The 25,276-nt window shown below is 68.2% G+C and carries 27 protein-coding genes and 2 pseudogenes; 3 read left to right on the top strand and 26 right to left on the bottom strand.

The genetic code is table 11. The annotated features are described in order from the left end of the window. Window positions 1-59: 59 nt before the first annotated feature. The 21 genes from ftsZ to Q0U08_RS02275 all read right to left on the bottom strand — a co-directional run bounded on the left by ftsZ (window position 60) and on the right by Q0U08_RS02275 (window position 20,896). Entirely contained in the window at window positions 60-1,544 is a 1,485-nt protein-coding gene (gene ftsZ / locus Q0U08_RS02175) for a cell division protein FtsZ (RefSeq protein ID WP_298089481.1), read from the bottom strand. A gap of 116 nt (window positions 1,545-1,660) precedes the next feature. Continuing rightward, window positions 1,661-2,923, bottom strand: coding sequence for a cell division protein FtsA (gene ftsA, locus Q0U08_RS02180; RefSeq protein ID WP_298089482.1), 1,263 nt, complete (start codon window positions 2,921-2,923; stop codon window positions 1,661-1,663). Between the two features lie 12 nt (window positions 2,924-2,935). Continuing rightward, a complete protein-coding gene (locus tag Q0U08_RS02185) occupies window positions 2,936-3,850 on the bottom strand; it encodes a cell division protein FtsQ/DivIB (RefSeq protein ID WP_298089483.1) in 915 nt (304 codons plus the stop codon). Further along, window positions 3,847-4,791, bottom strand: coding sequence for a D-alanine--D-alanine ligase (locus tag Q0U08_RS02190; protein WP_298089485.1), 945 nt, complete (start codon window positions 4,789-4,791; stop codon window positions 3,847-3,849). The genes Q0U08_RS02185 and Q0U08_RS02190 overlap by 4 nt, the downstream gene beginning before the upstream one ends. Next, complete coding sequence (gene murB, locus Q0U08_RS02195; RefSeq protein ID WP_298089486.1) at window positions 4,791-5,681, bottom strand: UDP-N-acetylmuramate dehydrogenase; 891 nt, start codon at window positions 5,679-5,681, stop codon at window positions 4,791-4,793. The genes Q0U08_RS02190 and murB overlap by 1 nt, the downstream gene beginning before the upstream one ends. 4 nt (window positions 5,682-5,685) lie before the next feature. Next, the gene (locus Q0U08_RS02200; RefSeq protein ID WP_298089488.1) at window positions 5,686-5,886 is read right to left on the bottom strand and encodes a hypothetical protein; all 201 of its coding nucleotides are present in this window, start codon (window positions 5,884-5,886) and stop codon (window positions 5,686-5,688) included. After that, window positions 5,886-7,310 (bottom strand): UDP-N-acetylmuramate--L-alanine ligase, encoded by a 1,425-nt coding sequence (gene murC, locus Q0U08_RS02205; protein WP_298089489.1) that lies wholly within the window; start codon window positions 7,308-7,310, stop codon window positions 5,886-5,888. Before murC ends, Q0U08_RS02200 begins: the two co-directional genes overlap by 1 nt. Further along, window positions 7,307-8,452, bottom strand: coding sequence for an undecaprenyldiphospho-muramoylpentapeptide beta-N-acetylglucosaminyltransferase (gene murG / locus Q0U08_RS02210; RefSeq protein ID WP_298089491.1), 1,146 nt, complete (start codon window positions 8,450-8,452; stop codon window positions 7,307-7,309). The genes murC and murG overlap by 4 nt, the downstream gene beginning before the upstream one ends. Beyond that, window positions 8,449-9,672: an FtsW/RodA/SpoVE family cell cycle protein gene (locus tag Q0U08_RS02215; RefSeq protein ID WP_298089513.1), complete on the bottom strand. Its 1,224-nt coding sequence runs from the start codon at window positions 9,670-9,672 to the stop codon at window positions 8,449-8,451. The genes murG and Q0U08_RS02215 overlap by 4 nt, the downstream gene beginning before the upstream one ends. Window positions 9,673-9,677: 5 nt before the next feature. Continuing rightward, window positions 9,678-11,048 carry a UDP-N-acetylmuramoyl-L-alanine--D-glutamate ligase gene (gene murD, locus Q0U08_RS02220; RefSeq protein ID WP_298089492.1) on the bottom strand — a complete coding sequence of 457 codons (1,371 nt, stop codon included), beginning with the start codon at window positions 11,046-11,048 and terminating at the stop codon, window positions 9,678-9,680. Continuing rightward, window positions 11,045-12,115 (bottom strand): phospho-N-acetylmuramoyl-pentapeptide-transferase, encoded by a 1,071-nt coding sequence (gene mraY / locus Q0U08_RS02225; protein ID WP_298089493.1) that lies wholly within the window; start codon window positions 12,113-12,115, stop codon window positions 11,045-11,047. The genes murD and mraY overlap by 4 nt, the downstream gene beginning before the upstream one ends. Window positions 12,116-12,118: 3 nt before the next feature. After that, window positions 12,119-13,489, bottom strand: coding sequence for a UDP-N-acetylmuramoyl-tripeptide--D-alanyl-D-alanine ligase (gene murF, locus Q0U08_RS02230; RefSeq protein WP_298089494.1), 1,371 nt, complete (start codon window positions 13,487-13,489; stop codon window positions 12,119-12,121). Further along, window positions 13,486-13,623, bottom strand: coding sequence for a hypothetical protein (locus Q0U08_RS02235; RefSeq protein WP_298089495.1), 138 nt, complete (start codon window positions 13,621-13,623; stop codon window positions 13,486-13,488). The genes murF and Q0U08_RS02235 overlap by 4 nt, the downstream gene beginning before the upstream one ends. Continuing rightward, window positions 13,620-15,038 carry a UDP-N-acetylmuramoyl-L-alanyl-D-glutamate--2,6-diaminopimelate ligase gene (locus tag Q0U08_RS02240; protein ID WP_298089496.1) on the bottom strand — a complete coding sequence of 473 codons (1,419 nt, stop codon included), beginning with the start codon at window positions 15,036-15,038 and terminating at the stop codon, window positions 13,620-13,622. The genes Q0U08_RS02235 and Q0U08_RS02240 overlap by 4 nt, the downstream gene beginning before the upstream one ends. Window positions 15,039-15,048: 10 nt before the next feature. Then, window positions 15,049-16,767 carry a penicillin-binding protein 2 gene (locus Q0U08_RS02245; RefSeq protein ID WP_298089497.1) on the bottom strand — a complete coding sequence of 573 codons (1,719 nt, stop codon included), beginning with the start codon at window positions 16,765-16,767 and terminating at the stop codon, window positions 15,049-15,051. Then, window positions 16,764-17,426, bottom strand: a complete 663-nt coding sequence (locus Q0U08_RS02250) for a hypothetical protein (protein WP_298089498.1) — start codon at window positions 17,424-17,426, stop codon at window positions 16,764-16,766. The genes Q0U08_RS02245 and Q0U08_RS02250 overlap by 4 nt, the downstream gene beginning before the upstream one ends. After that, a complete protein-coding gene (gene rsmH, locus Q0U08_RS02255) occupies window positions 17,423-18,370 on the bottom strand; it encodes a 16S rRNA (cytosine(1402)-N(4))-methyltransferase RsmH (protein WP_298089515.1) in 948 nt (315 codons plus the stop codon). Before rsmH ends, Q0U08_RS02250 begins: the two co-directional genes overlap by 4 nt. Window positions 18,371-18,375: 5 nt before the next feature. Beyond that, on the bottom strand, window positions 18,376-18,876 hold the full coding sequence (locus Q0U08_RS02260; protein WP_298089499.1) for a division/cell wall cluster transcriptional repressor MraZ: 501 nt from the start codon (window positions 18,874-18,876) through the stop codon (window positions 18,376-18,378). 339 nt (window positions 18,877-19,215) lie between these two features. Beyond that, window positions 19,216-19,533 (bottom strand): hypothetical protein, encoded by a 318-nt coding sequence (locus Q0U08_RS02265; RefSeq protein ID WP_298089501.1) that lies wholly within the window; start codon window positions 19,531-19,533, stop codon window positions 19,216-19,218. Between the two features lie 18 nt (window positions 19,534-19,551). Further along, on the bottom strand, window positions 19,552-20,517 hold the full coding sequence (locus tag Q0U08_RS02270) for a cysteine synthase A (RefSeq protein ID WP_298089502.1): 966 nt from the start codon (window positions 20,515-20,517) through the stop codon (window positions 19,552-19,554). A gap of 46 nt (window positions 20,518-20,563) precedes the next feature. Then, a complete protein-coding gene (locus Q0U08_RS02275; RefSeq protein ID WP_298089503.1) occupies window positions 20,564-20,896 on the bottom strand; it encodes a DUF962 domain-containing protein in 333 nt (110 codons plus the stop codon). A 100-nt stretch (window positions 20,897-20,996) separates the two neighbouring features. Between Q0U08_RS02275 and Q0U08_RS02280 the strand changes: the two genes are divergently transcribed. The 3 genes from Q0U08_RS02280 (at window position 20,997) to aat (ending at window position 22,923) form a co-directional block, all read left to right on the top strand. Continuing rightward, window positions 20,997-21,386 carry a hypothetical protein gene (locus Q0U08_RS02280; RefSeq protein ID WP_298089504.1) on the top strand — a complete coding sequence of 130 codons (390 nt, stop codon included), beginning with the start codon at window positions 20,997-20,999 and terminating at the stop codon, window positions 21,384-21,386. A 104-nt stretch (window positions 21,387-21,490) separates the two neighbouring features. After that, entirely contained in the window at window positions 21,491-22,201 is a 711-nt protein-coding gene (locus Q0U08_RS02285) for a ParA family protein (RefSeq protein WP_298089506.1), read from the top strand. Beyond that, window positions 22,201-22,923 (top strand): leucyl/phenylalanyl-tRNA--protein transferase, encoded by a 723-nt coding sequence (gene aat / locus Q0U08_RS02290; RefSeq protein WP_298089507.1) that lies wholly within the window; start codon window positions 22,201-22,203, stop codon window positions 22,921-22,923. Before Q0U08_RS02285 ends, aat begins: the two co-directional genes overlap by 1 nt. A gap of 35 nt (window positions 22,924-22,958) precedes the next feature. On the opposite strand, the pseudogene Q0U08_RS02295 reads toward aat, so the two are convergent. The 5 genes and pseudogenes from Q0U08_RS02295 to Q0U08_RS02315 form a co-directional block, all read right to left on the bottom strand. Continuing rightward, a pseudogene (locus Q0U08_RS02295) lies at window positions 22,959-23,192 on the bottom strand (DUF2155 domain-containing protein); the annotation flags it as partial. A gap of 203 nt (window positions 23,193-23,395) precedes the next feature. After that, on the bottom strand, window positions 23,396-23,788 hold the full coding sequence (locus tag Q0U08_RS02300; protein WP_298089509.1) for an NADH:ubiquinone oxidoreductase subunit NDUFA12: 393 nt from the start codon (window positions 23,786-23,788) through the stop codon (window positions 23,396-23,398). 45 nt (window positions 23,789-23,833) lie between these two features. After that, complete coding sequence (locus Q0U08_RS02305; RefSeq protein WP_298089516.1) at window positions 23,834-24,346, bottom strand: DUF192 domain-containing protein; 513 nt, start codon at window positions 24,344-24,346, stop codon at window positions 23,834-23,836. After that, the gene (locus Q0U08_RS02310) at window positions 24,346-24,930 is read right to left on the bottom strand and encodes a cold-shock protein (protein ID WP_298089510.1); all 585 of its coding nucleotides are present in this window, start codon (window positions 24,928-24,930) and stop codon (window positions 24,346-24,348) included. The genes Q0U08_RS02305 and Q0U08_RS02310 overlap by 1 nt, the downstream gene beginning before the upstream one ends. Before the next feature lie 71 nt (window positions 24,931-25,001). After that, window positions 25,002-25,276 (bottom strand): annotated as a pseudogene (locus Q0U08_RS02315) (RecX family transcriptional regulator); the annotation flags it as partial.

The raw sequence follows: 25,276 nt of genomic DNA on the forward strand, positions 1-25,276 counted from the left end.
TCGGCGCGCCCGGCCCTTTCCCCTGTCCTGTCCGGCAGCGGGTCCAGCCCGCGCCGATCTTACTGGTTGTTCTGACGGTGCAGGAAGCGCGGGATATCCATCGGCTCGGCATTGCCGTTATCGCCCTGGGCCGCACCGCGCGCAGCGTTCGACATCCGCTCGAACAGCGTGCCGCCCATCTTTACCCGCGGCGCCGGAGCGGCTGCCTGATCGGGGGTGCCCTCCCCACCCGGCGCCAGCCAGCGCCGGCGAGACGGATCTTCACCGGCGGCAGGCGCAATCGGTGCGGCGGGTGCCGGCGGTGCGGCAGGCGTATCCTGCGGCACGATCGTGTCGCTGCCCAGCACCAGTTCGTCCTCGTCGGCGGCGGGCGCCGGCGGGGTCGGAGCGGATGCGGTCCGCGGTGCCACGGCGGCAGCGGCTGCCGGTGCCTGCTCCGGAGCCAGCGGCTGAACCGCCTGTGCAGGTGCGGCGGGCTCGCTCGGGCGGAAGGACGGCGTCTCGTCCGACTTGCGGCCCATGCCGAAGCTGAAACCGCGCGACGATTCGGACGGAGCCGGCGTCGGCGCCGCCTTCACATCGGCATCGATACCGGTCGCCACCACCGACACGCGGATGCGACCCTCCAGCTCGGGATTGAACGCCGAACCCCAGATGATATTAGCGTCCGGATCGACCAGGTCGCGGATATGGTTCGCCGCCTCGTCCACTTCCAGCAGGCGCATATCGTCGCCGCCGGTGATCGAGATGATGACGCCCTTGGCACCCTGCATCGACACGCCGTCGAGCAGCGGGTTGGCGATCGCCTTCTGCGCGGCTTCGAGCGCGCGGTTGTCGCCCTCCGCCTCGCCGGTGCCCATCATCGCCTTGCCCATCTCCTGCATCACCGACCGCACGTCGGCAAAGTCCAGGTTGATCAGGCCGGGCATGACCATCAGGTCGGTAATGCCGCGCACACCCTGTTGCAGCACCTCGTCTGCCATCGAGAACGCTTCCTTGAAGGTCGTGTTCGCATTGGCGATCAGGAACAGGTTCTGGTTGGGGATGACGATCAGCGTATCGACGAACTTCTGCAGCTCCTCGATCCCGCCGTCCGCCGCCTTCGACCGGCGATTGCCCTCGAACGCGAACGGCTTGGTGACGACGCCGACGGTCAGGATGCCCATGTCGCGCGCCGCCTTGGCGATGACGGGCGCCGCACCGGTGCCCGTGCCGCCGCCCATTCCGGCGGCGATGAACACCATGTGACACCCCTCAAGCTGCTTGGCGAGGCTCTCGATCGTCTCCTCGGCCGCCGCGCGACCGATCTCCGGCCGGGCGCCCGCGCCCAACCCTTGCGTGATCTTTGCGCCCAACTGGATGCGGTTGGGTGCGTTCGACTGCTTCAAGGCCTGCGCGTCGGTATTGGCGACCAGAAAGTCGACCCCCTGCACATCGGCCCGCATCATGTTCGCAATGGCGTTGCCGCCCGCACCGCCGACGCCGATCACCGCAATGCGCGGCGTCAGTTCGTCGACTTCCGGTGCGATGAATTCGATGCTCATCCAAAATTCTCCGCCGTCCCGAAACGATACGCTGGGTTCGGGCCCCTGATTAACCTTTGTGCACTAAGCTATTGCCCGGTGCCAATCGAAAAGCACGCGATTCGCGCGATCGCGTATCAATAATTTGCGCGTGCAGCCTGTATAAGCTTCCGGAAAATTCCAATGCCGCTCGGCCGGTGGACGGTTTGCCCCGCCGGGGCAACGCTGCGCAGGTCGATCGGATCCGCCGCCGCATAGAAAGCCAGACCTGCAAGCGTCGCGAAAGCCGGTCCCCCATGCGCTTCGGGCAGTCCGGTCAATCCGCGCGGCCGGCCGACCCGGACGGAGCGTCCCAGCGCCTGCTGGGCATAGTCCGCCACGCCCTTCAGTTCCGCACCGCCGCCCGTCAGCACCACTTGGCGCCCCACCGGACCCTCGAATTTAAGATGCTGGAGCGCCTTGCGAATCTCCCCCATCTGATGTTCCAGCCTTTGGCGGATCACGCCGATCAACTGCGCCTTGGTGATCTGCATCCCCTCGCCCGCGCCATCCTCGGCCGAGATCGGCACGACCGGGATCATGTCGTGATTGTCGCGCGGCGACGCATTGGCCGAGCCGTGGAAGCATTTCATCCGCTCCGCCTGTTGGCGGCGCGTACCGAAGGCGGATGCCACATCGTCGGTGATGTCCGCCGCCCCCATGGGCAGCGAACACAGCCCGACCAGCATGCCGCCCGCGAACAGCGACACGTTGGTGATCCCCGCCCCCATCTCGACCAGCGCGACGCCAAGCTCGCGCTCTTCTTCCGACAGGCAGGCGAGCCCGGTGGCGACCGGCGAGGCGATGATCGACTTTACCTCCAGATGCGCCGAGCGTACGCACAGGTCGAGATTGCGCACCGGCGATCCGTCCGCGGCGACGACATGGATGTGTACGCCCAGCCGGTCGGCATGCAGCCCCAGCGGCTTCTTCACGCCGGTCAGCCCATCGAGCGTGTAGAGCGCGGGCTGCGCGTGCAGCACCATGCGCCCCTGCGGATCGATCGAGTTGCGCCCGGCCTGGAGCAGCGCGTCGATGTCGCCCTGTTCCACGCGGTGGCCGCCCAGTTCGAATTCCACCTCCGCCACGTCGGACACCAGCCCGCCCGCGGAGAATCCTACCCAGACATTCTCGATGTTCAGCCCCGCGATCCGCTCGGCCTGTTCCACCGCCTCGCGCACCGCGGCCTCGGTCGCGCCCATGTCGGCGATATAGCCGCGCTTGACGCCCCGGCTTTCGCGCTGCCCGGTGCCCAGCACGATCAGTTCGCCGCCATCGCCCTTCCTGGCGATCATCGCCGACACCTTGGACGATCCGATGTCCAAGGCGGTAATCAGGCCTTCCGGTGCCACCTTTGCCATTGCCGTGCCCCTTTATGCGCCATCGGCGCTTGCGGTCATCGCCGGGATACCCCCTTGCGGCTCGGCGATGGCGTGATTCTGATTCATTCCCGGCTTGCGCGCAACGAGCTTTGCGGGGTCACGCATGTCGAAGCGCACCCATCCCCGGCCCAATAGCGGCCGCGCGCCATCCATTTCGGCGAATTTGACCAGCGCGGTCCCCGCCCCTTCTTCGGGCAGCGCCAGCGTCTCGCCGCTTTCGAACGTCAGGTCCCAGCGGCGATTGCCGACCCAGGTCGCCGCCTTCACCCGGGGCTTCAGCGCGGGCGCCGCGGCGAGCAGCGCCTGATACGCCGCTTCCTGCCGGTCGGCGCCCGGCCCGATCACCAGCGGCAGGTCGGGGATGGCGGTCGCGCTCACCGGCTCCAGCAGCACGCCCTGCGCATCGATCAGCGTCAACTGGCCATTGTCCTGCCACACCGCCGCCGGCGTCCGCTCCTCGATATCGACCAGCAGCGTGTCCGGCAGGCGGCGCGAGACATGCGCGTCCTTGATCCAGCCATAGCGGAGCAGCTTCTGGCGCACCGCCTCCAGATCGACCAGCGGCATCGCCCGGCTCTGCTGGTCGAGCGCGACAGCATAGACCGACATCCGGTCCATCCGCTTCAGCCCGGTCACCTCGATCTGTTCGACCCGGAAGCCGGCACGTCCGACCTGTTCTGCAAGCGCGGTGCCGATCATCCCCGGCACGCCGATCCATGTCGCCAGCGCGAGCGCCGCGATACCGGCGCTCCCGGTGATCGTCCAGGTGACGACCTTCTTCACCGTCTCCTCGCTCACCGGCACGCGTGCCAGGATGCGCTGCGACAGCGGCACCTTGCGCACCGGCTGTCGGCGGCGGGGCGCCGGCCGCTTGGGCGGTGGCCCGCGCTTGATCGTCCGGCTCACGGCGTCTCAGCCCCGGTGCCCGCCCCCGTGCCGGACAAAGCCTCGTCGACGATCGCCTGCACCAGTTGCGGGTAACTCATGCCCAGGTGGCGCGCCTGTTCGGGCACCAGGCTGAGCGGCGTCATGCCGGGCTGGGTGTTCACTTCCAGCAAAAACAGGCCGTCGACGCCGCGCTGGTCGTCCCAGCGGAAGTCGGAGCGGCTGGCGCCCTTGCACCCGAGCAACCGGTGCGCCTCCAGCGCCAGCGATTTGCAGGCGTCCGCGATCTCGTCCGGAATCTGCGCGGGGCAGACATGCTCGGTCAGGCCATCGGTATATTTCGCGTCGAAATCATACCAGCCGTTCTTCGGCTTCAACTCGGTCACGCCCAGCGCGCGATTGCCGAGCACCGCCGTCGTCAATTCGCGCCCGCGGATATAGGGCTCGGCGAGCAATTCCTCGAACTCGCCCCACGGCCCCACGGCCCCACGGGCGATCGGGTTGCCGTAATTGCCCTCGTCGGTGACGATCGCGACCCCGACCGACGATCCCTCGTTCACCGGCTTCAGCACATAGGGGCGCGGCAGCGGGTCGCGCTCGAACAGGTCGGCAGACTTCACGATCCGGCCACCCGGCATCGGCACGCCATGCGGTACCAGCGCCTGCTTGGTCAGCACCTTGTCGATCGCGATCACCGAAGTGGCCAGCCCCGAATGCGTGTAGCGCAGGCCCATCAGGTCCAGCATGCCCTGCACCGTGCCGTCCTCGCCGGGCGATCCGTGCAGCGCGTTGAACACCAGATCGGGCTGGGCCTTGGCCAGATGCGCCGCCACGTCGCGGTCCATGTCGATCCGGGTGACGCGGTGACCGAGCGACTCGAGCGCATCCGCGACGCCATTGCCCGACTGCAACGACACCGATCGCTCGGCGGACCACCCGCCCATCAGAACGGCGATATGCATCACTTCACAACCCCTACGCGCTGGATTTCCCATTCGAGCGTCACGCCCGACTGCGCCCTTACCCTGTCCCGCACCGTCTCGCCCAGCGCCTCGATGTCCGCGGCGGTCGCATCGCCCAGGTTGAGCAGGAAGTTGCAGTGCTTCTCCGACACCTGCGCACCGCCCAGGGTCAGCCCGCGGCACCCGGCCGCGTCGACCAGCGCCCAGGCCTTGTGCCCGTCCGGGTTCTTGAAGGTCGAACCGCCCGTCTTCGACCGCAGCGGCTGCGACGCCTCGCGCGCTGCCGCGATGCGGTCCATTTCCGCGCCGATCGCGGCCGGTTCGCCCGGCTCTCCCCGGAATACGGCTTCCACCACGACCGCGCCCTCGGGCAGGGACGAGTGGCGATAGGTATAGCCCAGCCGCTCGGCGGGCCACACCCCCAGCGTGCCGTCGCGCGTCACCACCGTCGCCTCGACCAGCACGTCGCACACCTCGCGGCCATAGGCGCCGCCGTTCATCCGCACGAAGCCACCGACGGTGCCGGGGATCGAGCGCAGGAACTCGATACCCGCGATCCCCGCATCACGCGCGGTGGAGGATACCAATATGCCGCTTGCCCCGCCGCCACAGCGCAGCGACACGTCATCGATCCGCGCAACCTTGGCGAATGGCTTGCCCAGCCGCACCACCACGCCCGGCATCCCGCCGTCACGCACGATCAGGTTCGACCCCAGCCCCAGCGGATAGACCGGCACCGAAGGGTCCAGCGCAGCCAGGAAGTCGGTCAGGTCCGCGATATCCGCCGGCTCGAACAGCCACTCCGCCGCCCCGCCCGCCTTGAACCAGACGAGCGGTGCCAGCGGCGCGTTCGGGGTCAGCCTGCCCCGGACCGCGGGCGGCGTCACCATGCGCTCACCACGGTCCGGCACCCCATAGCCGTATCCACGCACTCCACGCAGCGACATTGGCCTCGGCCGCGCGCCGCGTCGCTTCCTGCGCCTGCACCAGCGCATCGCCCGCCGCGGTGGCATGACTGCCCGCCTCCAGCGCCTTGCGCTGCGCGTCCAGCATCTGCCGCTGGAGCCGGATCGAAGTGTCGAACCAGTCGCTCATCACGCTGTCTCCTGCTGCCCGGCGATCGCGGTGGCCAGCCCGGCCGCCCATTTGGTGATGTCGCCTGCGCCCAGGCAGACGATCATGTCGTCACGCCGGATCGTGCCCGCCAGTTCGGCCGCCAGCGCATCGGCATCGGCGACCGTGGCGGCGGAGCGATGACCGCGCCGCTTCAGCCCCTCGACCAGCGCATCGGCATCGACACCCTCGATCGGCGCCTCGCCCGCGGCATAGACCGGGGTTACCAGCACGCGGTCCGCATCGTTGAACGCGGTCTGGAAATCCTCCATCAGATTGCCAAGCCGGGTGAAGCGATGCGGCTGCACCACCGCGATGACCCGGCCCGCCGCGCCCTCGCGCGCCGCCGCCAGCACCGCGCGGATCTCGACCGGATGGTGGCCGTAATCGTCGATCACCACCGCCTTGCCGCCATCGACCGCGATCTCACCCACCTTGGTGAAACGCCGCTTGACCCCGCCGAACTTGTGAAAGCCCTTCTGGATCGTCGCGTCATCGATGCCCAGCTCCAGCGCCACGCCGATCGCCGCCAGCGCGTTCTGGACATTGTGGCGCCCGGGCATCGGCATCTCGATATGCTCGATCGAACGGGTGGAGCCATCGCGGTTGCGCACGATTGCCTCGAACCGGTTGCCGCCCGGGATGGGCGTGACGTTCACGCCGCGCACGTCCGCCTGTGCGGAAAAGCCGTAGGTCACGACGCGCCGGTCGCGCACCCGCGGCAGGACGTTCTGTACCTCGGGATGATCCAGGCAAAGCAGCGCCGCGCCGTAGAAGGGCACGTTCTCGACGAACTCGACGAAGGCGTCCTTTACCCGCTCGAAACTGCCATAATGGTCGAGATGCTCGGGGTCGATGTTGGTGACCACCGCGATCGTGCCGTCCAGGCGCAGGAAGCTGCCGTCGCTCTCGTCGGCCTCCACCACCATCCAGTCGCTGGCGCCCAGCCGGGCGTTGGAGCCATAGCTGTTGATGATCCCGCCGTTGATGACCGTCGGGTCTACCCCGCCCGCATCCAGCAGCGCGGCGACCATCGAAGTGGTCGTCGTCTTGCCATGCGTGCCCGCCACCGCGACGGTGGATTTCAGCCGCATCAGCTCGGCCAGCATCTCGGCGCGGCGCACGACGGGGATGCGCCGCTCCAGCGCCGCCTCGACCTCCGGGTTGGACCGGGTGATCGCGGTGGAGGTGACGACCACCGCCGCATCGCCGACATTCTCCGCCGCATGCCCGATCGCGACCGGAATGCCCTTGTCGCGCAGGCCCTGCACGACATAGCCCTCCGCCACGTCGGAGCCCTGCACGGCATAGCCCAGATTCTTCATCACCTCGGCGATGCCGGACATGCCGATGCCGCCGATGCCGACGAAGTGGATCGTGCCAATATCGGTGGGGACGCCCTTCATGCGCCCGCTCCCGCGAGCACCGGCTTGGCCCGTCCGACCGGCAGCTTCACGCGCGGCGCGTCCAGGCTCTCGACCAGATCGGCCAGATCGCTTGCCGCATCGGGGCGCCCGCACGACCGCGCCCGCCCTGCGGCATTCTGGAGTGCTGCCGGGTCCAGCCCCAGCTTCTGCATCTGCTTGGCCAGTTCCACGGCGGTGAAGTCCTTTTGCGCGATGGTGCGCGCGCCGCCCGCCAGCGTGATCTCGCGGGCATTGGCGGTCTGGTGGTCGTCGGTGGCAGAGGGCAGCGGCACCAGGATCGCCGGCCGCCCCGCCGCGGTCAGCTCGGCCAGCGTCGAGGCACCGGCGCGCGCGATCACCAGATGCGCCCAGGCAAGCTGCTCGGGCAGGTCGGGCAGATAGGTCGCCAGCTCGGCCGGGATCTGATGTTCGGCATATTTGGCGCGCACCGCGTCGATATCCTCGACCCGCGCCTGGTGCGTGACCTGCAACCGCCGGCGGAAGGTGACGGGCAGCATGGCAAGGCCATCGGGCACCACGTCGCTCAGGATGCTCGCGCCCTGGCTTCCCCCGGTGACGAGCACGCGGAAGATGCCGTCCTCCTCCAGCAGCGGATAGGGTTTGGTCCTGAGGGTCAGCACGGCATCCCGCACCGGATTGCCGATCAGATGCGTCTTTGCCGCGTGCTTGGCCGCCAGCCGCTCGGTCTTGTCATAGGAGGTCGCGATCGCATCCACCTTGCCCGCGACCAGCCGGTTGACGCGGCCCAACACCGCATTCTGCTCGTGGATTGCGGTAGGGATCTTGTCGGCGAACGCCGCCAGCAGCGCCGGCATCGCCGGATAGCCGCCGAACCCGATCACTGCGGCCGGGCGGAAGGTACGGTACAGCTCGCGCGCCATTGCCCGGCCCCGCCACATCTCGCGCGTCGCCTTGGCCCAACCCAGCGGCCCGCCTGCAAAGCGCCCCGCCGGCAGGACATGCGTCTGGATATCCTCGAACAGTCCCGGAAAGCGCACCCCGCGCGCGTCGGACACCAGCGCGACGCGGTGACCCCGCCTGGTCAACTCGGCGGCCAGTGCCGCTGCGGGGACCATGTGGCCGCCGGTGCCCCCGGCGGCGAGAACGAAATGCCGGCTCATTCCCCGCTCCACCGCACGACATAGGGGCTTCGCGTCAGGAACGGGTTACGCCGCGTAAAGGCGAGCAACAGTCCCATGCCGATCGACAGTGCGATCATCGACGAACCACCATAGCTGATAAAAGGCAACGTCATTCCCTTGGATGGGGCCAGCCCCGTATTCACCGCCATCGACACCAGCGCCTGCGCCCCGAACTGCACCGCCAGCCCGGATGCGGCATACAGCTTGAACTCGTCCTGCTCGTCCAGCAGCTTCACGAACACGCGCACCACGATCGCCAGAAAGACGAGCGCGACGATCGAACAGGCGATCAGGCCGAACTCCTCGCCGATGACCGAAAAGATGTAATCGGTGTGCGCCTCGGGCAGTCCGAACTTGGCGCTTCCGCCACCGGGGCCAGTGCCGGTCCAGCCGCCGGCGGTCAGCGTGTTGTGCGCGGCGTTCACCTGGAAATGGTCGGACGCGCCCTCGCCTTCCGCGTCGGGGAAGATGAACGCGTTGATCCGGTTCCGCGCGGTGCCGTAGAACATATAGGCCGCGACCAGCCCGGCCGGCGCCAGAGCCGCGATCCCCACCAGATAGCGCGTCGGCGTGCCGGAGATCATCAGCAGCGCCATCCACACCGCGCAAAAGATGATCGTCTGCCCGAAATCGGGCTGCAACATCAGCAGCGTGGCCACCAGTGCGGTCAACCCGCCGGTGATCCAGAGTACCGGCAGCGTCTTGTCCTTCGCGCGCAGCGACAGCAGCCACGCCGTTGTCACGATGAACAGCGGCTTCAGGAACTCGGACGGCTGGAACTCGGCCACGCCCAGGCTTATCCAGCGCCGCGCGCCATTATGCTGCGCGCCCAGAAACGGCGTCGCGAACAGCAGCGCGATGCAGATGCCCGCGCCGACCAGCGCCATTCGCCGCGCGGTCGGCACCGGCAGCATCGACACGCCGAACAGCACGGGCATCGACACGCCGACCCACATCAACTGCCGCCAGAAATAGTAAAGCGGGGTCAGCTTGTGATGCTCGCCCGAATAGCGGACGGCGGTCGCCGGGCTGGCGGCGGCAACCGCGATCAGCCCTATCGCGACCAGAAATAGCGTCAGCAGCAGCAGCACGCGGTCGATATCCCAGAACCAGGTGCCCAGCGGCGAGCGATCGCCGCGACCGCCCCGGCCCTTCATCGACGCGACCAGACCCGGCGTGCGCGTCTTGCCCCTTGCCATATCGGTCACGAAAGCGCCTCCACTGCCGCCCGGAACGCCGCACCCCGCGCCTCGAAATCGCGGAACTGGTCGAAACTAGCACAGGCCGGCGACAACAGCACGACATCGCCGGGCAGCGCCGCGGCCGCCGCATGCGCCACCGCCCGCTCCAACGTCACCGCCTGCTCCACCACCGGCACCCGCCCCTGCAACAAGTCGAAGAACAACGGCCCCGCCTCCCCGATCGTGTAGGCCGCCGCGACATTGCCGAAATACGGCGCGCACGGCTCCAGATCGTCACCCTTGCGCTTGCCGCCGACGATCCAGTGGATGCGGGCAAAGGCGCCCAGCGCAGGCGCGGCGGATTCGGGGTTGGTCGCCTTGGAGTCGTTCACGAAGATCACGCCATCGCGCTCGGCAACGCGCTCCATCCGGTGCGCAAGCCCCTGAAAGCTGGCAAGGGCCGCCGCGATCGCATCTTCGCCCACCCCCAGCGCACGCGCCGCGGCAATCGCGGCAAAGGCATTCTGCGCGTTATGCGGCCCCTTCAGCGAAGGCCAACCCGACTGGTCCATCGCCACGTCGGCCGGGATAACGGTCAACCGCTCCGGCGACAGCGTGGCCGCGATCGCGGCGGATGCGGCATCCCCCGTCCCGACGATCGCGACATGCCCGTCCGACTGCATCGCGAACAGCCGCGCCTTGGACGCGGCATAGGCATCGAACCCGTCATAGCGGTCGAGATGATCGGGCGTGACGTTCAGCAGCACTGCCACGTCGCAGTCCAGGCTCTGCATCAGGTCGATCTGGTAGCTGGACAGCTCCAGCACATAGACCCCGCCCGCCGGCAAAGGCTCCTGCGCCAGGATCGGCAGGCCGATATTCCCGCCCATCCGCGCCGGGACGCCGGCGGTGTCGAGAATATGGTGGATCAGCGCGGTCGTGGTCGACTTGCCGTTGGTGCCGGTGATGCCGACCACCTTGTGCGGCGGCAGGTCGGCCCGGCCTTGTGCGAAGAGTTCGATATCGCCGATGACCGGAACGCCCGCTTGTGCAGCCTTCGCGGCCAGCGGATGCGTATTGAGCGGGACCCCCGGCGAAACGACGAATGCGTCGAAGTCACGCAAATCCTCGATCGGAGCGATACGTAAAACCCCTCTCCCCCCCGGGGAGAGGGAGGGGCCCGTCGCGCCAGCGATGGGAGGGTGAGGGGCAGCCCCAAACGCCACGCTGCTTGGCACCTCCTCGCCGGCCAAGGCTTCCCGCTTAGCCGCGTCACTATCCCAGGCCAGCACCTTCGCCCCGCCGGCCAGCAGCGCGCGCACCGTCGCCGCGCCCGAGCGCGCCAGCCCCAGCACCGCGAACCGCTTCCCCGCCCAGGCGCGCGACGTGATCACCGCAGCTTCAACGTCGAAAGCCCGGCCAGCGCCAGCACGAAGGCGATGATCCAGAACCGGATGACAACCGTCGGCTCCGACCAGCCGAGCTGTTCGAAATGATGGTGGATCGGCGCCATCTTGAACACACGGCGGCCAGTGCGCTTGTAGAAGAAGACCTGCACGATCACCGACATCGCCTCGACCACGAACAGCCCGCCGATGATGCCCAGCACGATTTCGTGATGCGCCGACACCGCGATCGTCCCCAGCGCACCGCCCAGCGCCAGGCTGCCGGTATCGCCCATGAACACCGCGGCCGGCGGCGCGTTGAACCACAGGAAGGCCAGCCCGGCGCCGATCACCGCGCCGGTGAAGATCGCCAGCTCGCCCACCAGCGGCACGTGCGGAATGCCCAGATAGGCGGCAAAGCGCGCATTGCCCGCCAGATAGACGATCACGGTGAACGCCATCGAGGCAATGATGACCGGCATCGTCGCCAGCCCGTCGAGACCATCGGTCAGGTTCACCGCATTGCCGAACGCCACGATCGTAAAGGCCGCGAACAGTGGATAGGCATAGCTCAGGTCCAGATACATGCGCTGCGTGAACGGCAGGTACAGGTGCGGCCCGTTCTGCCCCATGATGATCCACGCCGCGATGCCGGCGATCAGAAACTCCAGGATCAGCCGCGTCCGCCCGGAAACGCCCGCCGTGGAGGCTTTGCGCACCTTGTCGTAATCGTCGAGGAACCCGATCGAACCGAAGCCCAGCGTCACGAACAGGCACGCCCAGACATAGGGGCTGCGCGGGTCCATCCAGATGAACACCGCCAGCGCCATGCTGGTCAGGATCATCAACCCGCCCATCGTCGGCGTGCCGCGCTTGGCGAGGTGGGTCTGCGGACCGTCGGCGCGGATCGGCTGCCCCTTGCCCTGCCGGACGCGCAGCCAGCCGATGAACTTCGGCCCGATCAACAGGCCGATCAGCAGCGCGGTCGCCACCGCGGCCCCAGTCCGAAAGGTCTGGTAGCGAATAAGGTTCAGGACCCCGGGAAACCCGAGTTGCTCCGCGATCCAATACAACATGCGTTACGTCCCGCCCCGCAGGGCCGCCACGATGCGTGACAGCCCCACCCCGTTCGATCCCTTGATGAGCACCGCGTCACCCGGTGCCAGCCTGTCCGCCAGCACCGCCTGGGCCGCGCGTGCGTCGGCCACATGAACGAAATCGACGCGTCCCTCAAGCGCGTCCGCCAACGGCGCCATCGCCTCGCCGACGAGCAGCGCCATTTCGACGCGCGCGGCGATCACCGGTTCGGCCAGCGCCGCATGGTAATCGGCGGACGCTTCGCCCAGTTCGCGCATCTCGCCCAGCACCGCCACGTGCCGGCCCGGTTCATGCGCCAGTACCGCCAGCGTGGCGCGCATCGACGCTGGATTGGCGTTGTAGCTTTCGTCGATGATCAGCGCGCTCTCGCCATCGCCCAAGGGCGCGATGAACCGCGCTCCGCGTCCCGCCAGTCCGCCGAGTTCCGCCAGCGCCAACCCGGCCTGCCCCAGATCTCCGCCCGCCGCGTCGACTGCGGCCAGCACCGCCAGCGCATTGGACACCCAATGCGCCCCCGGCTGCGACAGGGTAAAGCTCAACTCGCGCTCGCCCACGCGCGCGGTGACGAAGCTGCCGCCGGTCGCTGCCCGCATGCTTTCGATCGCCCGCACATCGGCAGCCTTGTCGAACCCGAAGGTGACGATCCGCGCGGCATAAGGCTGCGCCGCGGCGATCAACCGGTCGCGGTGCGGGCTGTCATAGGGCACGATCGCGACACCACCGGGCTCCAACCCCTGGAAGATCTCGCCCTTGGCATCGGCGATCGCCTCCTCGCCGGAAAAGAAGGCGGTGTGTGCGGGCGCAATGGCCGTGACGATCGCGATATGGGGGCGCACGATCCGGGTCAGCGCGGCCAGTTCGCCCGCATGGTTCATCCCCATCTCGAACACGCCCGCGCGCATGTCCTGCGGCATCCGCGCCAGGCTCAGCGGCACGCCGGTATGATTGTTGTAGCTCTTGACCGAACGATGCACCCGCCCGCGCCAGCCGCGATCGAGCGCGGCGAACAACGCCTCCTTGGCGCTCGTCTTGCCGACCGATCCGGTGACGCCGATGATCGTCGCATCGCTGCGTGCCCGGGCGGCGCGGCCGAGATCCTGAAGCGCGGCGAAACTGTCCGCAACGCGCACATGCGGATGAGTGGTCGCCTCCGACACAATCGCGCCGGCGGCACCCTGCGCAAAGGCTTGGGTCAGGAAATGATGCCCGTCGGTTTCCTCGCCCTTCATCGCGACGAACAGATCGCCGGGGCCGACCTCACGACTGTCGAAGGCGATGCCTGCCGCATCGAACGGAGCCGACGCGCTGCCGGCCGTCGCTATCGCAATCCCGGCGGAGGTCCACAGCGTCACGGCTTGTTCCCCGGCGGCGGAGACGGCTGCGTCCCCGCGGCACCGCCATATTTCAAGCCCAGCTTGGGGCGCACGGGCTTCGCATCGCCCATGGCGTCGGGCGCACGCGCCGGCGTTTTCGGCGCACCGCTCATGCCGCACACTCGCGCGCGACCGTCACATCGTCAAACGGCAGCACCATGTCGCCTACAATCTGTCCCTGTTCATGCCCCTTGCCGGTAATCAGCACGATATCCTCCGGCCCCGCCTCGCGGATCGCCGCGCCGATCGCGCTGCGCCGGTCGCCGATTTCCGCGGCACCCGGTGCCCCGCGCAGCAGCGCGGCACGGATCTGCGCCGGGTCTTCGGTGCGGGGATTGTCGTCGGTCACGATCACGCGTTCGGCATGCATCGCGGCCACCTGCCCCATCGCCTCGCGCTTGCCCGGATCGCGGTCGCCGCCGGCGCCGATGACTGCGATCAGGCGTCCGCCCGCATGCGGCTTCAGCGCGGCGATCGCCGCCTCGATCGCATCGGGCGTATGCGCATAATCGACATAGACCGGCGCGCCGGACCGCGCGATGGCGGCGCGCTCCAGACGGCCGCGCACCGGCTGCAACCGCGCCAGATTCGCGACCGTCTGCCCGATATCGCCACCGGTCGCGATCACCAGCCCCGCCGCCACCAGCGCGTTCGCCGCCTGATATCCGCCGATCAGCGGCAGTTGCACGCGGTGGGTGGCGCCATGTTCGTCCTCGATCACCAGCCCCTGGCCCAGCAGCGTCGGATGCCGCTCGACCAGCCTGAGCGTACTGCCGCGCGTGCCCACGGTGACCAGGGTGTTGCCCCGCGCCCGCGCCAGATCGATCACCCGTGCCGCCTCGACGTCGTCCGCCCACACCACTGCCGTACCGGCCGGGTCCAGCACCTCGGAAAACAGCCGCATCTTGGCGGTCAGATACGCGCCCATGTCGCCGTGATAGTCGAGATGATCGCGACTCAGATTGGTGAAGGCGGCCGCCGACACGGTCAGCCCCTCGGTCCGGTACTGCGTCAGCCCATGGCTGGACGCCTCGAACGCCAGATGCGTCACCCCCTCGCGCGCCAGCCCGGCGACGTTCGACAGGAACGTCACGACATCGGGCGTGGTCAGCCCGGTATGCACCCGCTCGTCCGCGGTGGTGACGCCGAGCGTCCCGATCGATGCGGCATGCTCGCCCGCCATGCGCCACAACTGGCGCGTCATCTCGACGGTGGAGGTCTTGCCGTTGGTGCCGGTCACTGCGACGTTGGTCGCCGGGAACGGCGCGAAGAACCGTGCCGCCAGCCGGGCAAAGGCAGCACGCGGCTCATCATCGGCGATATGCGCCGCGCCCTCGACCTTCACGCCGGGCCGCGCGACCACCGCCACCGCACCGGCGCTCACCGCATCGGCGATGAAATCCTCGCCGTTCACCCGCGCGCCCTGAAACGCGCCGAAGATCGTCCCCGGCGCCACCTTGCGATGGTCGATCGCGAAGCCGGTGACGATGCCCGTCTCGTTGCCGCCGGTCAGTTGCCCCAGCTTCATCGAACCATGCTCAATGTCCGCTCGCCGGTCGACGGCTGGGGTCGTCCCACAAGGTCGGCGTGATGTCCGATACGTCCACGTCGCGCGTCTCGTCGGGCACCACGCCCAGCATCGCGCCGATGCGCGTGATCGTCCGCCCGACAACCGGGGCCGCGTTCCATGCTGCGGTCTTCCATCCAGATGTCTCCTTCGTACCGAGCGGCGAATCGAGCATCGCCAGCACGACATAGCGCGGCGCATCCATCGGGAACGCCGCCGCAAAGGTCGCCACGTTGCGCGACCGGTCATAGCCGCCTGCCACAGCCGCCTCTGCCGTACCAGTCTTGCCCCCCACCCGGTACCCGGGCGCGTCACCCTTGCGGCCGGTACCGCGCTGCACGATCAGGCGCAGCATCTGCCGCATCCGCGCGCTGGTCTGCTCGCTGATGACACGGCGTCCGACCGGCACATGGCCGGGCTGTACCTTCAGCAGCGTCGCCGGGCGCCAGATGCCGCCATTGACCAGCGCGGCATAGGCATTGGCCAGATGCAGTGGCGTCACCGCGATGCCGTGGCCATAGGCGGTGGTCATCGTCGTCGTCCGCGCCCAATAGGTCGGCAACAGCGGCCGGCCCTTTTCGCGCAGTTCGATATCGGGCTTGGTGTCGAAGCCCAGCTTGCGGAACATCGCCTGCATCCGCTGCGGGCCGATCTCGTCGGCGACGCGCGCGGTGGCGATGTTGGAGGAATAGATCAGCGTTTCCGCCATGTTCAGCCAGCGCTTGGGATCGCCGCGCTCGTCATGGATGGTGTAGCCGCCGACATGCAGCGGATGCGTCGCATCGAAGCGCCGCTCGAACGAGGTGACGACGCCGGTGTCCATCGCGGTCGCCATGGTGATCGGCTTGAAGGTCGATCCCAGCTCGAACACGCTCTGCGTCGTGATGTTGCGCAGCTCCTCGCTGCCCGCCATGCCGACCCGATTGGGGTTGAACGTCGGCAGCGACACCATCGCGATCACTTCGCCGGTCGCCACGTCCAGCACGATGCCGCCGCCGGCACGCGCCGAAAAGGTGGTCATCGCGCGGCCCAGCTCGCTTTCCATCGCTGCCTGCACGCGCGTGTCGATGGACAGCGCCACGGGTTTGCCGCTGGTCGCGGGGTTGGTCAGCCGCTCGTCCAGCACGCGCTCCATGCCGCTCATGCCGTGTCCGTCGGTCGACAGGAAGCCCAGCGCATGCGCCGCCATGGTGGATTGCGGATACAGCCGCTGCGTTTCGCGGTCGAAGACGATCGCGGGTTCGCCGATCGCGTTCACCTGCTCGACCAGCGCGGGGCTGGCGCGACGCTGCAGATAGGTGAAGTTCACGTCCTTGGTCAGCAGGCCGTAGAAAAAGGCCTGATCGCCACGCTCGGGCATCAGCGCGGCCAGCTTGGCGGCGATCTCCATCGGATCGCCGATCAGCTTCTTGGGGTGAACCGCGATCGTCCACGCGTCGATCGTGCGCGCCAGCGGGGCGCCGTTGCGGTCGACGATATCGCCGCGCGCCGCCAGCGTCGCACTGCGCGTCGCCGCATCCGCCGGCCCTTCGAAGATCGCGAGCAGCGCCAGTCGCCCGATCACCACCAGCACCGCCGCGGCGAACAGCAGCATCAGCATCATCAGCCGCGTATGCGCCGTCGCGACCAGCGCCTGCCGCTGCCCCGACGACCGCCGCGCCGTATCGGGTCGGGCGACCAGTACGCTCAACGCAGGCGCTTCGATTCGGCGCGGGCACCGGTCAGGATGTCGCCGAGCGTCGTATCGGACAGCAGCTTGCGGTCCAGCATCGCCACCGCCTGCGGCCGCACCTTGGCAACCGCAGCGGCGCTGCGCACGACGGCCACCTCGCGCGCCTTGGTGGGGGCGATCGTATTGGCGACGGCCGCACGCACGACCTGGGGCTTGGGCGTGGGCAGCGACGCCATCTGGACGATCGCGGCGCGAGCGGCAGGCTTGGCAGCAGCAGGCTGCACGGTGACGGTTGCGGGAGCGGCGGGAGTGATGGCGGGCGGTGCGGGCAGGGAGGGGACGAGCAGCGCGGCGGTCTGGATCGCGCCACCGGGCTGGCCGCGCGTCACGTCCAGCGAGGCGAGCGCCACCTCGTCTGCCACGAACTGTCCGGCCACCGGTGCGGTCAGCGCCAGCGTGTCACCGTTCCACTTTTCCAGCTGGACGAGGTTCGCCCGCGTGTCGAACTCGGTCTCCAGCGCCCGGATGTCGCGCTCGGCATTGCGGATGCGCGCGTTGACGTCATCCAGCTTCTTGCGCTCGGCCGCGACCTGCAGCGACACCAGGTAGAAGCCCAGCACCACTGCCACGCAGCTGCCGAACCATCCCAGACCTTTCAACCGATACGCCGCCGTCATTCGCCCAACTCCCGTGTCCCCCAACTGCCCCATGCCGGCGCGGTCGTCCGCCGCGCCGCCCGCAAGGTCGCCGATCGTGCGCGCGGATTGCGGGCCAACTCGGCCTCGCTCGCGCGGATCGCCTTTCCAACCATTTCGAAACTGGGCGCTTTTGCCTGAACCTGCGCTGGCAGGTGGCGCGACCCGCCCGGCATGGCACCCGATCGTTCGCGCAGGAACCGCTTCACCATGCGGTCCTCCAGGCTGTGAAACGTCACCACCGCCAGCCGCCCGCCCGGGCGCAGCACACGCTCGGCCGCCGCCAGCCCCTCGGCCAGTTCGTCCAGCTCGCGGTTGATATGGATGCGGATCGCCTGAAAGGCGCGCGTCGCCGGGTCCTTCTTCTCGTGCGGGCGATGGCCCAGCGCACGGCGCACCACCGCGGCCAGCTCACCGGTGCGGGTCAGCGGCCGCGCCGCGACGATCGCGCGCGCCACCCGCCGCGACTTGGGCTCGTCACCATATTGGTACAGGATGTCGGCGATCTCGCCTTCGTCCGCCGTGTTCAGGAAATCCGCCGCCGATGGCCCGTTCTGCGCCATGCGCATGTCGAGCGGCCCGTCCGCCTGGAACGAGAAGCCACGCTCCGCCTGATCGAGTTGCATCGACGAGACGCCGATATCCATCACCACGCCGTCGACGGGCGCAGCGAGCGCGGCTTCCATGCCCGAGAAGTCGGCATGGACCAGCGTCAGCCCCGGCTCGGCCGCCTCAAGCGACCGGCCGTTTGTGATCGCATCCGGATCGCGATCGAACGCGATCACCGCCGCCCCGCGCCTCAGCATCGCGCGAGTATAGCCGCCCGCGCCGAACGTGCCGTCGACATGCGTCTCGCCGGGCAGGATGGCGAGCGCGTCGAGAACCTCGTCGAGCAGGACGGGGATATGCGGTGCATCGTGGAGCATCGCGGTCACAGCGCGATCCCCTTTTCCATGCAGTGATACTGCGCCGCGGAAATCATCTTGGCCGGCAGGCCCGGCGTGTCGACCAGCGTCTTGGGGTCCCAGATTTCGATATAGTCGAACGTGCCCCAGAAAAAGGCGTGGCCCTTTATGCCGGCATGGAAGCGCGGAAAGCCGGGCATGATGAAGCGACCGGACCCGTCGAACGGGACCGATTCGCCGTTCGCCAGATCGCGCTTGATGTTGTAGTCGATGCGCCCGTCGGCCCCGCGCGACAATTCGGTTCGGGCGTCGAGTTCCTTCTTCAGCACGGCAATATAGGCGGGGTCATAGGCGATCAGGCAGCGCTCGGTTTCGTGAACGGCGATGATGATGGTGCCGCCATCCTTGCCATCGGGGCGCGGCGCGTTCTGGGCCAGGGTGGAGCGCAGGGCGTTCGGAATCGCGACCCGGCCCTTGTCATCGACAAGTCCGATACCGCTTCCCTGATACAAACCCCTTTCGGACACGCGAACCTCGCACTGGCGCGCACGGCCTCACCATGCCGAAAACCGCGTTTCGACGTGTTGAAATAGCCAACAGTGAGCCTGCCCCTCTGCTGATCTGGATTTACTATGCGCGCTGCGGGGAAGCAACGGGATTTTTGGGGATGACCGGGGAAACGCCCTTAAAACGGGCTGGGATCAGACGGCATTTTGGGGAGGGCATCACAAGATGGGCAGGCAACAGACGTGCAGAAATGCGCAAACCGGCCAATTTTCGGCCACGATCCCGCGCTTTCCCCGCCTATCCCGCTTCTGTTGAGAGACAACCGACGCAACCGCTCGAGCGCGTCCGGTCGAACCGCGTCAACGATCGTCGACGGCGACCTGCGCGTTCACGCTGGGGGAGATACCCAGTTCGGCCAAGGGCTCGTTGGGCAGGGCCGTCTCGTTCCCGGCCGTGACGTTCGCCGCGATGTCGGGCTGCGCCGCGACACCGGCAGGCTGGTCGCGGCTGAGCGACGCAAGGATCGTGCTGGCAAGCGCGATCAGCAGCACAACAGCAGCCAGGCCGATCATGCCGACCTTGACGCGCTGCATCGCTTGATGGGGATCGGGAGACTTCATCTGGTCCGACCAGACTAACGCATCATCGCCTGTCTGTCGATTCTTCCAGCGATGCACGCAGGATCGCGCTCCTTCTTAAAGCCCTTTGGCAGCACGCCATGCCGGATCGTGCAGCGTCGACAGATAGCGGAAGCCGGTATCGCACAAAATGGTCGCGATTCGCTTGGCCGGTCCCAGTTGCCGCGCCAGCGCCACCGCCCCCGCGACATTGATGCCCGACGACAGGCCCAGGCACAGCCCTTCCTCGTCCAGCAGCCGCCGTACCCAGTGCCAGCCCTCGCCGTCCGAGATGCGGAACTGCGTATCGACGGGCGCGCCCTCCAGATTGGCGGTGATGCGCCCCTGCCCGATCCCTTCCGCGACGGACGATCCTTCCGCCTTCAACTCGCCACAGGCGTAATAATCGTACAGCGCCGCGCCATGCGGATCGCTGAGCGCGATGCACACGCCCTCGTCCCGCGCCTTCAAGCCCAGGCCGACACCGGCCAGCGTGCCGCCCGTTCCCACCGCGCAGGTGAAGCCATCGATCCGCCCCTCCATCTGCGCCCAGATCTCCTCGGCGGTGCCGACGATATGGGCACGGCGATTGGCGATATTGTCGAACTGGTTCGCCCAGACCGCGTTTTCGGTCTCCTCGGCGATCCGGCGCGAGGTGTGTACGAAATGGCACGGGCTGGAATAGGGCGCGGCCGGCACCAGCACCAGCTCGGCACCCAGCGCGCGCAGCGTGTCCATCTTCTCCCGGCTCTGCGTTTCGGGCATCACGATGATCGTACGATAGCCCTTGGCGTTCGCCACCAGGGCCAGGCCGATGCCGGTGTTACCCGCGGTGCCCTCCACGATCGTGCCGCCGGGGCGCAGCGCGCCGCGCGCTTCCGCATCCTCGACGATGAACAGGGCCGCCCTGTCCTTTACGCTGGCACCGGGGTTGGCGAACTCGCACTTGCCGAAAATGTCGCACCCGGTTTCCTCGCTCGGCCCCTTCAACCGCACGAGCGGAGTGTTGCCGATAAGTCCCAAAGTGTCGGATATGGTCTGCATGCCGCGCTAGATGGCGCCTCCCGCCCCGCCCGGCAAGCGAGCGATACTATTCTCGGGCAAAGCCGGCCCGCGTCAGGTGCGGCCCCAGCCGCCCGGTCAGCCATAGGAAAAACATGCGGAAATCGCTGATCAGCGACCACCAGGGATGGCGAAACGTCGCCGGCCGATTGCGCTCCACCAGGGCATGTGCGGTCCAGGCGAAACCATAGCCCGCCACCGGCACCGCCAGCCACCACCATCCCCCGATCGCGATGGCCGCGGCAAGGCAAAGAAAGGTCAGTGCCGTGCCCGCATAATGCAGCGCCCGCGTCGCGGGCCGTCGATGCTCGCGCAGGTAGAAGGGCCAGAACGCCGCATAAGTGCCGATTCGCTCAACCATGATCCGGTCTCCTAACGGGACGCTAAGCCCTTTAGCAGCCAACGGAAAGCGTCTGCCATCTTGACGTAACCATGTTGCATGCGCGAAGCAGCGGACCGCTATGAAGAGCCTCCTTCCCCTCTCCGTCGCCGCTGCCTCGCTGCTCGCGCTTGCCGCTTGCAACTCGCAGCCCGCCCAACCCGAAGTCGTGGCCGCCAATCCCGATCCCATGGCGACCCCCCTCGCCAACCGCGCCCCCGTCGAGCTGCCGCCGGCGATCAAGGCGGACAAGACCTTCCGCTGCAAGGATAACAGCCTGGCCTTCGTCACCTTCTTCGAGGGCGACAAACAGGCCAATGTCCGCCTGAAGGAAGGCGAAACGCCCGCCCGCCTGACCGCAGCCGAAGCCGGCCAGCCGCTGACCGCGGATGGCGGCTGGAAGCTGACGGGTGACGAGAAGAACATCACCCTGACCACGCCGGACAAGCCGGAGCAGACCTGCCACGTCTGATCGCGGGCACGAAACAGCTTGATCCACGTAAGGTCGGCGGGAGATAGCTTCCGCCGACCTTTTTCTTTGCCGGACGGGCAAAGGCATGGGCGTCAGGGGGCCTTGTGAAGACGATCGCGATCTACAGCCTGAAGGGCGGGGTGGGAAAGACCAGCATGGCGGTCAATCTCGCCTGGTGCGCGGCCAGTCAGGGACGGCGCACGCTGTTATGGGATCTCGATCCGCAGGCTGCGGCGACCTGGCTGCTCGGTGGCCCCGCCAGGGGGGACCGCGCCCAGGCGATCTTCTCGCGCGACATCGCCCCCGCCCGGTTGATCCGCACCACCGACACGCCGCACCTGGACCTGATCGGGGCCGATGCCTCGCTGCGCCTGCTCGACCAGTTGTTTCACGACCTGTCCAAGAAGAACCGGCTGGGCAAGCTGCTGGGCGGTCTGGGCGACTATGACCGCATCATCCTCGATTGCCCGCCGGGCCTGACCGAAACCACCGAGCAGGTGCTGCGCGCCGCCGATCTGGTCGTGGTGCCCGTGGTGCCCTCCGCCCTTGCCCAACGCGCGCTGGAGGTGGTGGACGGCCATGTGCGCGGCCGGGTGCCGCTTCTTCCGGTTCATGTCATGGTCGATCGCCGCCGCCGCCTCCATGCCGATGCGGTGGCGGCGCAACCGGACTGGCCGACGATCCCGATGGCCAGCGTGGTGGAGGCAATGGGTGAGCATCGCGGCGCCATCGGCCAATTCGCCCCGCGCAGCGCCGCCGGGCAAAGCTATGCCGCCTTGTGGCGCGAGGTCGAGCGCCGTATCGCCAAAGGCTGATGGAACGGCTCGATCCCCAGCTTGTGCTCGGTGCCTATGCGGTCGGCGTCTTTCCGATGGCGGATCGCCGCGATGCCGACAGCGTCTATTGGGTGGAGCCGCGCAAGCGCGCGATCATGCCGCTGGACGGTTTCCGCCTGTCCCGCTCGCTGCGCAAGGTGGTGGCCGCCGACCGCTTCCGCGTCACCTGCGATCAGGCCTTTGATGCGATGATCCGGCTGTGTGCCGAAAGCGCCGCGGATCGTCCGGAAACCTGGATCAACACCGGCATCGAACAGGTGTTCGGCCGCCTGCACGCGATGGGCTTTGCCCATTCGGTCGAATGCTGGGATGGCGACGAACTGGTCGGCGGGCTCTATGGTCTGGCGCTCGGCCGCGCCTTTTTCGGCGAAAGCATGGTCAGCCGCCGTACCGATGCGTCCAAGGTCGCGCTCGCCTGGCTGGTCGCGCGACTGCGCCGCGGCGGCTTCACCCTGCTCGACTGTCAGTTCCAGACGCCCCACCTCGCCTCGATGGGCGCGGTGGAGGTCAGCCGGGCGCGCTATATGGCGCTGTTATCCGATGCATTGGCCGGGGTCGTCGAGGGCGGCGCCTCTTCGGCCGGGGTCTCCGTCGCGGGTGACTTCCTTGCGCTGGACCGCGGCGCCGGTGCCGCCGACGACACCGTATCGGGGCCGGTCTCGGGCCATGACATCGTGCAGCTCTTGGTCCACACATCGTAGATCGGGTGGGGCACCACGTTCAGTTGCGGCCGCTCCTTGTACAGCCAGCCCGAAAAGGCGCGGCGCCAGTGCCGGTCGGTTCCCCGCACGTCCAGTTGCACGAACGCGCCGGTCAACTGCTCCTGCTCCCAGGATGCGGTGCGCTCGCAGGCGCGCAGGCGCACGATCGCGTCACCGACACGCACCGCCTGCCCGGGCCTGAGCTTCAGGTCGCGTGATTCACCATTCCGCTTGTTCAGCAGACCGATTACCGCCACGCGTTCCGCCATCGGCGTGCCGCCCTGGGGCAGCGTTCCCGCCTCGGGATCGACCGTTTCGATGCCGGGCGCGCCCGGCCGGTCGGGCACGAGCTGGCTGACCGACGGATCGGCCGGTTGCGGCTGTGCGAACGGGCCGGTCCAGGCCTGGTATCCCAGCCAGCCGCCCACACCCAGCGCCGCCGCCAGCACGCCGCCGGCGAGCCAGCGCGTCTTCACCCCTCGGGCGTCCAGGCTTCGTAGTCGCCGGTCGCCGGCGCCCGGCGGCCGCCCTTTTCCAGCGCACCGGACGGACGATAGGCCATCGGCGTGCCGGTCAGGTTCGCCACCGCCGGTTTCTCCCAGCGCCGCGGCTCGGGCAGCGAGCGATCGGGCACATCGTCAACCTGATGGTGCAACCAGCTGAACCAGTCGGGCGGAACGCGGCTGGCGTCGTTGGAACCGCTATAGATCACCCAGCGCCGCGGACGGCCTGCGGTGTCGGTGCCGCCCTGATAATAGACGTTGCCCAGCGCATCCTCGCCGACACTGGTCTTGCCGCGCAGGCCGAACCAGGTGCCGACGGTGGCGCCGTTCCACCAGGTGAAGGGATTGAGGTTGATGCCCATAATGGAACAGCGCTTAGCCCGCCGCGCCGCCACCTTCAACCGCGATCAACGCGGCCACGTCACCCGGTCGCCCTCGGCGATGCCCAGTTCGGCCGATCGCCCGCCCACCAGTTCCAGCACCGCGGCCACCGGCTCGCCCGACGGGATCTGCGCTTCGGAGAACGGCGCGGTGTTCTCCGCGATGCGCGCGATCGTGCCGTCGGCGCGGATATAGAGGATATCGAGCGGGGTCGGCGTGTTCTTCATCCAGAAGCTTGCCTCGCGCGGCGGGCCGCCATCCGCCGGATAGGGCGCGAACAGCATGCCGCCATCCGGGGTCAGATCGGTGCGATACATCAAACCTTGCGCCTGTTCTTCCACGGTGCGCGCCGTCTCGACCTGAAAGCGATGCTCGCCATTTTCCGATCGGATCGTGAGCGGGATCGTCTTTGCCGCGGCCTGCCCCGTACCGGTCGGCCCCGTACCGGTCTGCGCCGCACCCGAATTCCGCTCCTGCTCGCCCCCGCCGGCCGAACACCCCGCCAGCGTCAACGCCGCCAGCATGCCCAGACACCGGATCACGCCGTCGTCTCCATCACACCGCCCTCCACGACCACCGCCAGCGGCCCTTTCCGGCCATCGACGATGCGCGCGCGCAGCGGCTCGTCCGGCTCCACCGCCGCGATACCGCCCCGGCGCAGCGTCTCCATGTGCACGAAGACGTCACGTCCGTCGCTGCTCCGCACCAGAAAGCCATAGCCCTTCAGTCGGTTGAACCATTTGACGATCACCGGCTCGAACGGCCCGGCGCTGTCGACCAGCGTCACCGGATCGATCCGGTCGCCCTGCGTGCGCTGCGCCTTGGGCGCCGGCTCCTCGACCGCATCCGACAGGTCGATCGTCAGGATCTCACGCGCCTGATATCCCCGCCCGCGCTCCACCGCCAGCGCCTCGACCCGCGCGCCTTCGGGCAGGCTGCGCCGGCCATGCGGTTGCAGAACGGAGAAATGCACCAGCACGTCGCCGATCGCGCTATCGTCCGCCACCGCGAAGCCGAAGCCGCGGGTAACGTCGAACCATTTGATCACCCCGGCCAACCGAACGACGTCCCCTGTCGCTCCATCGGCTGCGGCGTGTCGCTCCTGTGGCGTCTCACCAAGCATAATCGCACCCCTGAGGTGCTGTGCTAGCATGCTTCTTCGCAGCCGCAACGAAAAGCCGCATTCCGGCGCACTCAAGCGTCCTCTTCAGGGACATCGCCGGGCGCGCACGCAACGATCCTGCGGGAAAGCGAAAAATCGTGCCCCGCGCGCAGCATCGCCGCCAGTTGTTTCTGGTGGATCGCCCGGTCCACCTCTCCGCGGCCGTACGGACCGATCCGCTTGCGCCGCGCAAAGGTCAGCGCCGCGGCCATCGCCTGTTCCTCGATCACCGGCGCCAGCGCCTCGCTGTCCGCCTCGCCGACATGGGCCTGGCGCAGTGCCCCCGTCACCCGCCTCGCCCCCAGCC

Source organism: uncultured Sphingomonas sp., assembly GCF_946477935.1.
GTDB lineage: Bacteria > Pseudomonadota > Alphaproteobacteria > Sphingomonadales > Sphingomonadaceae > Sphingomonas.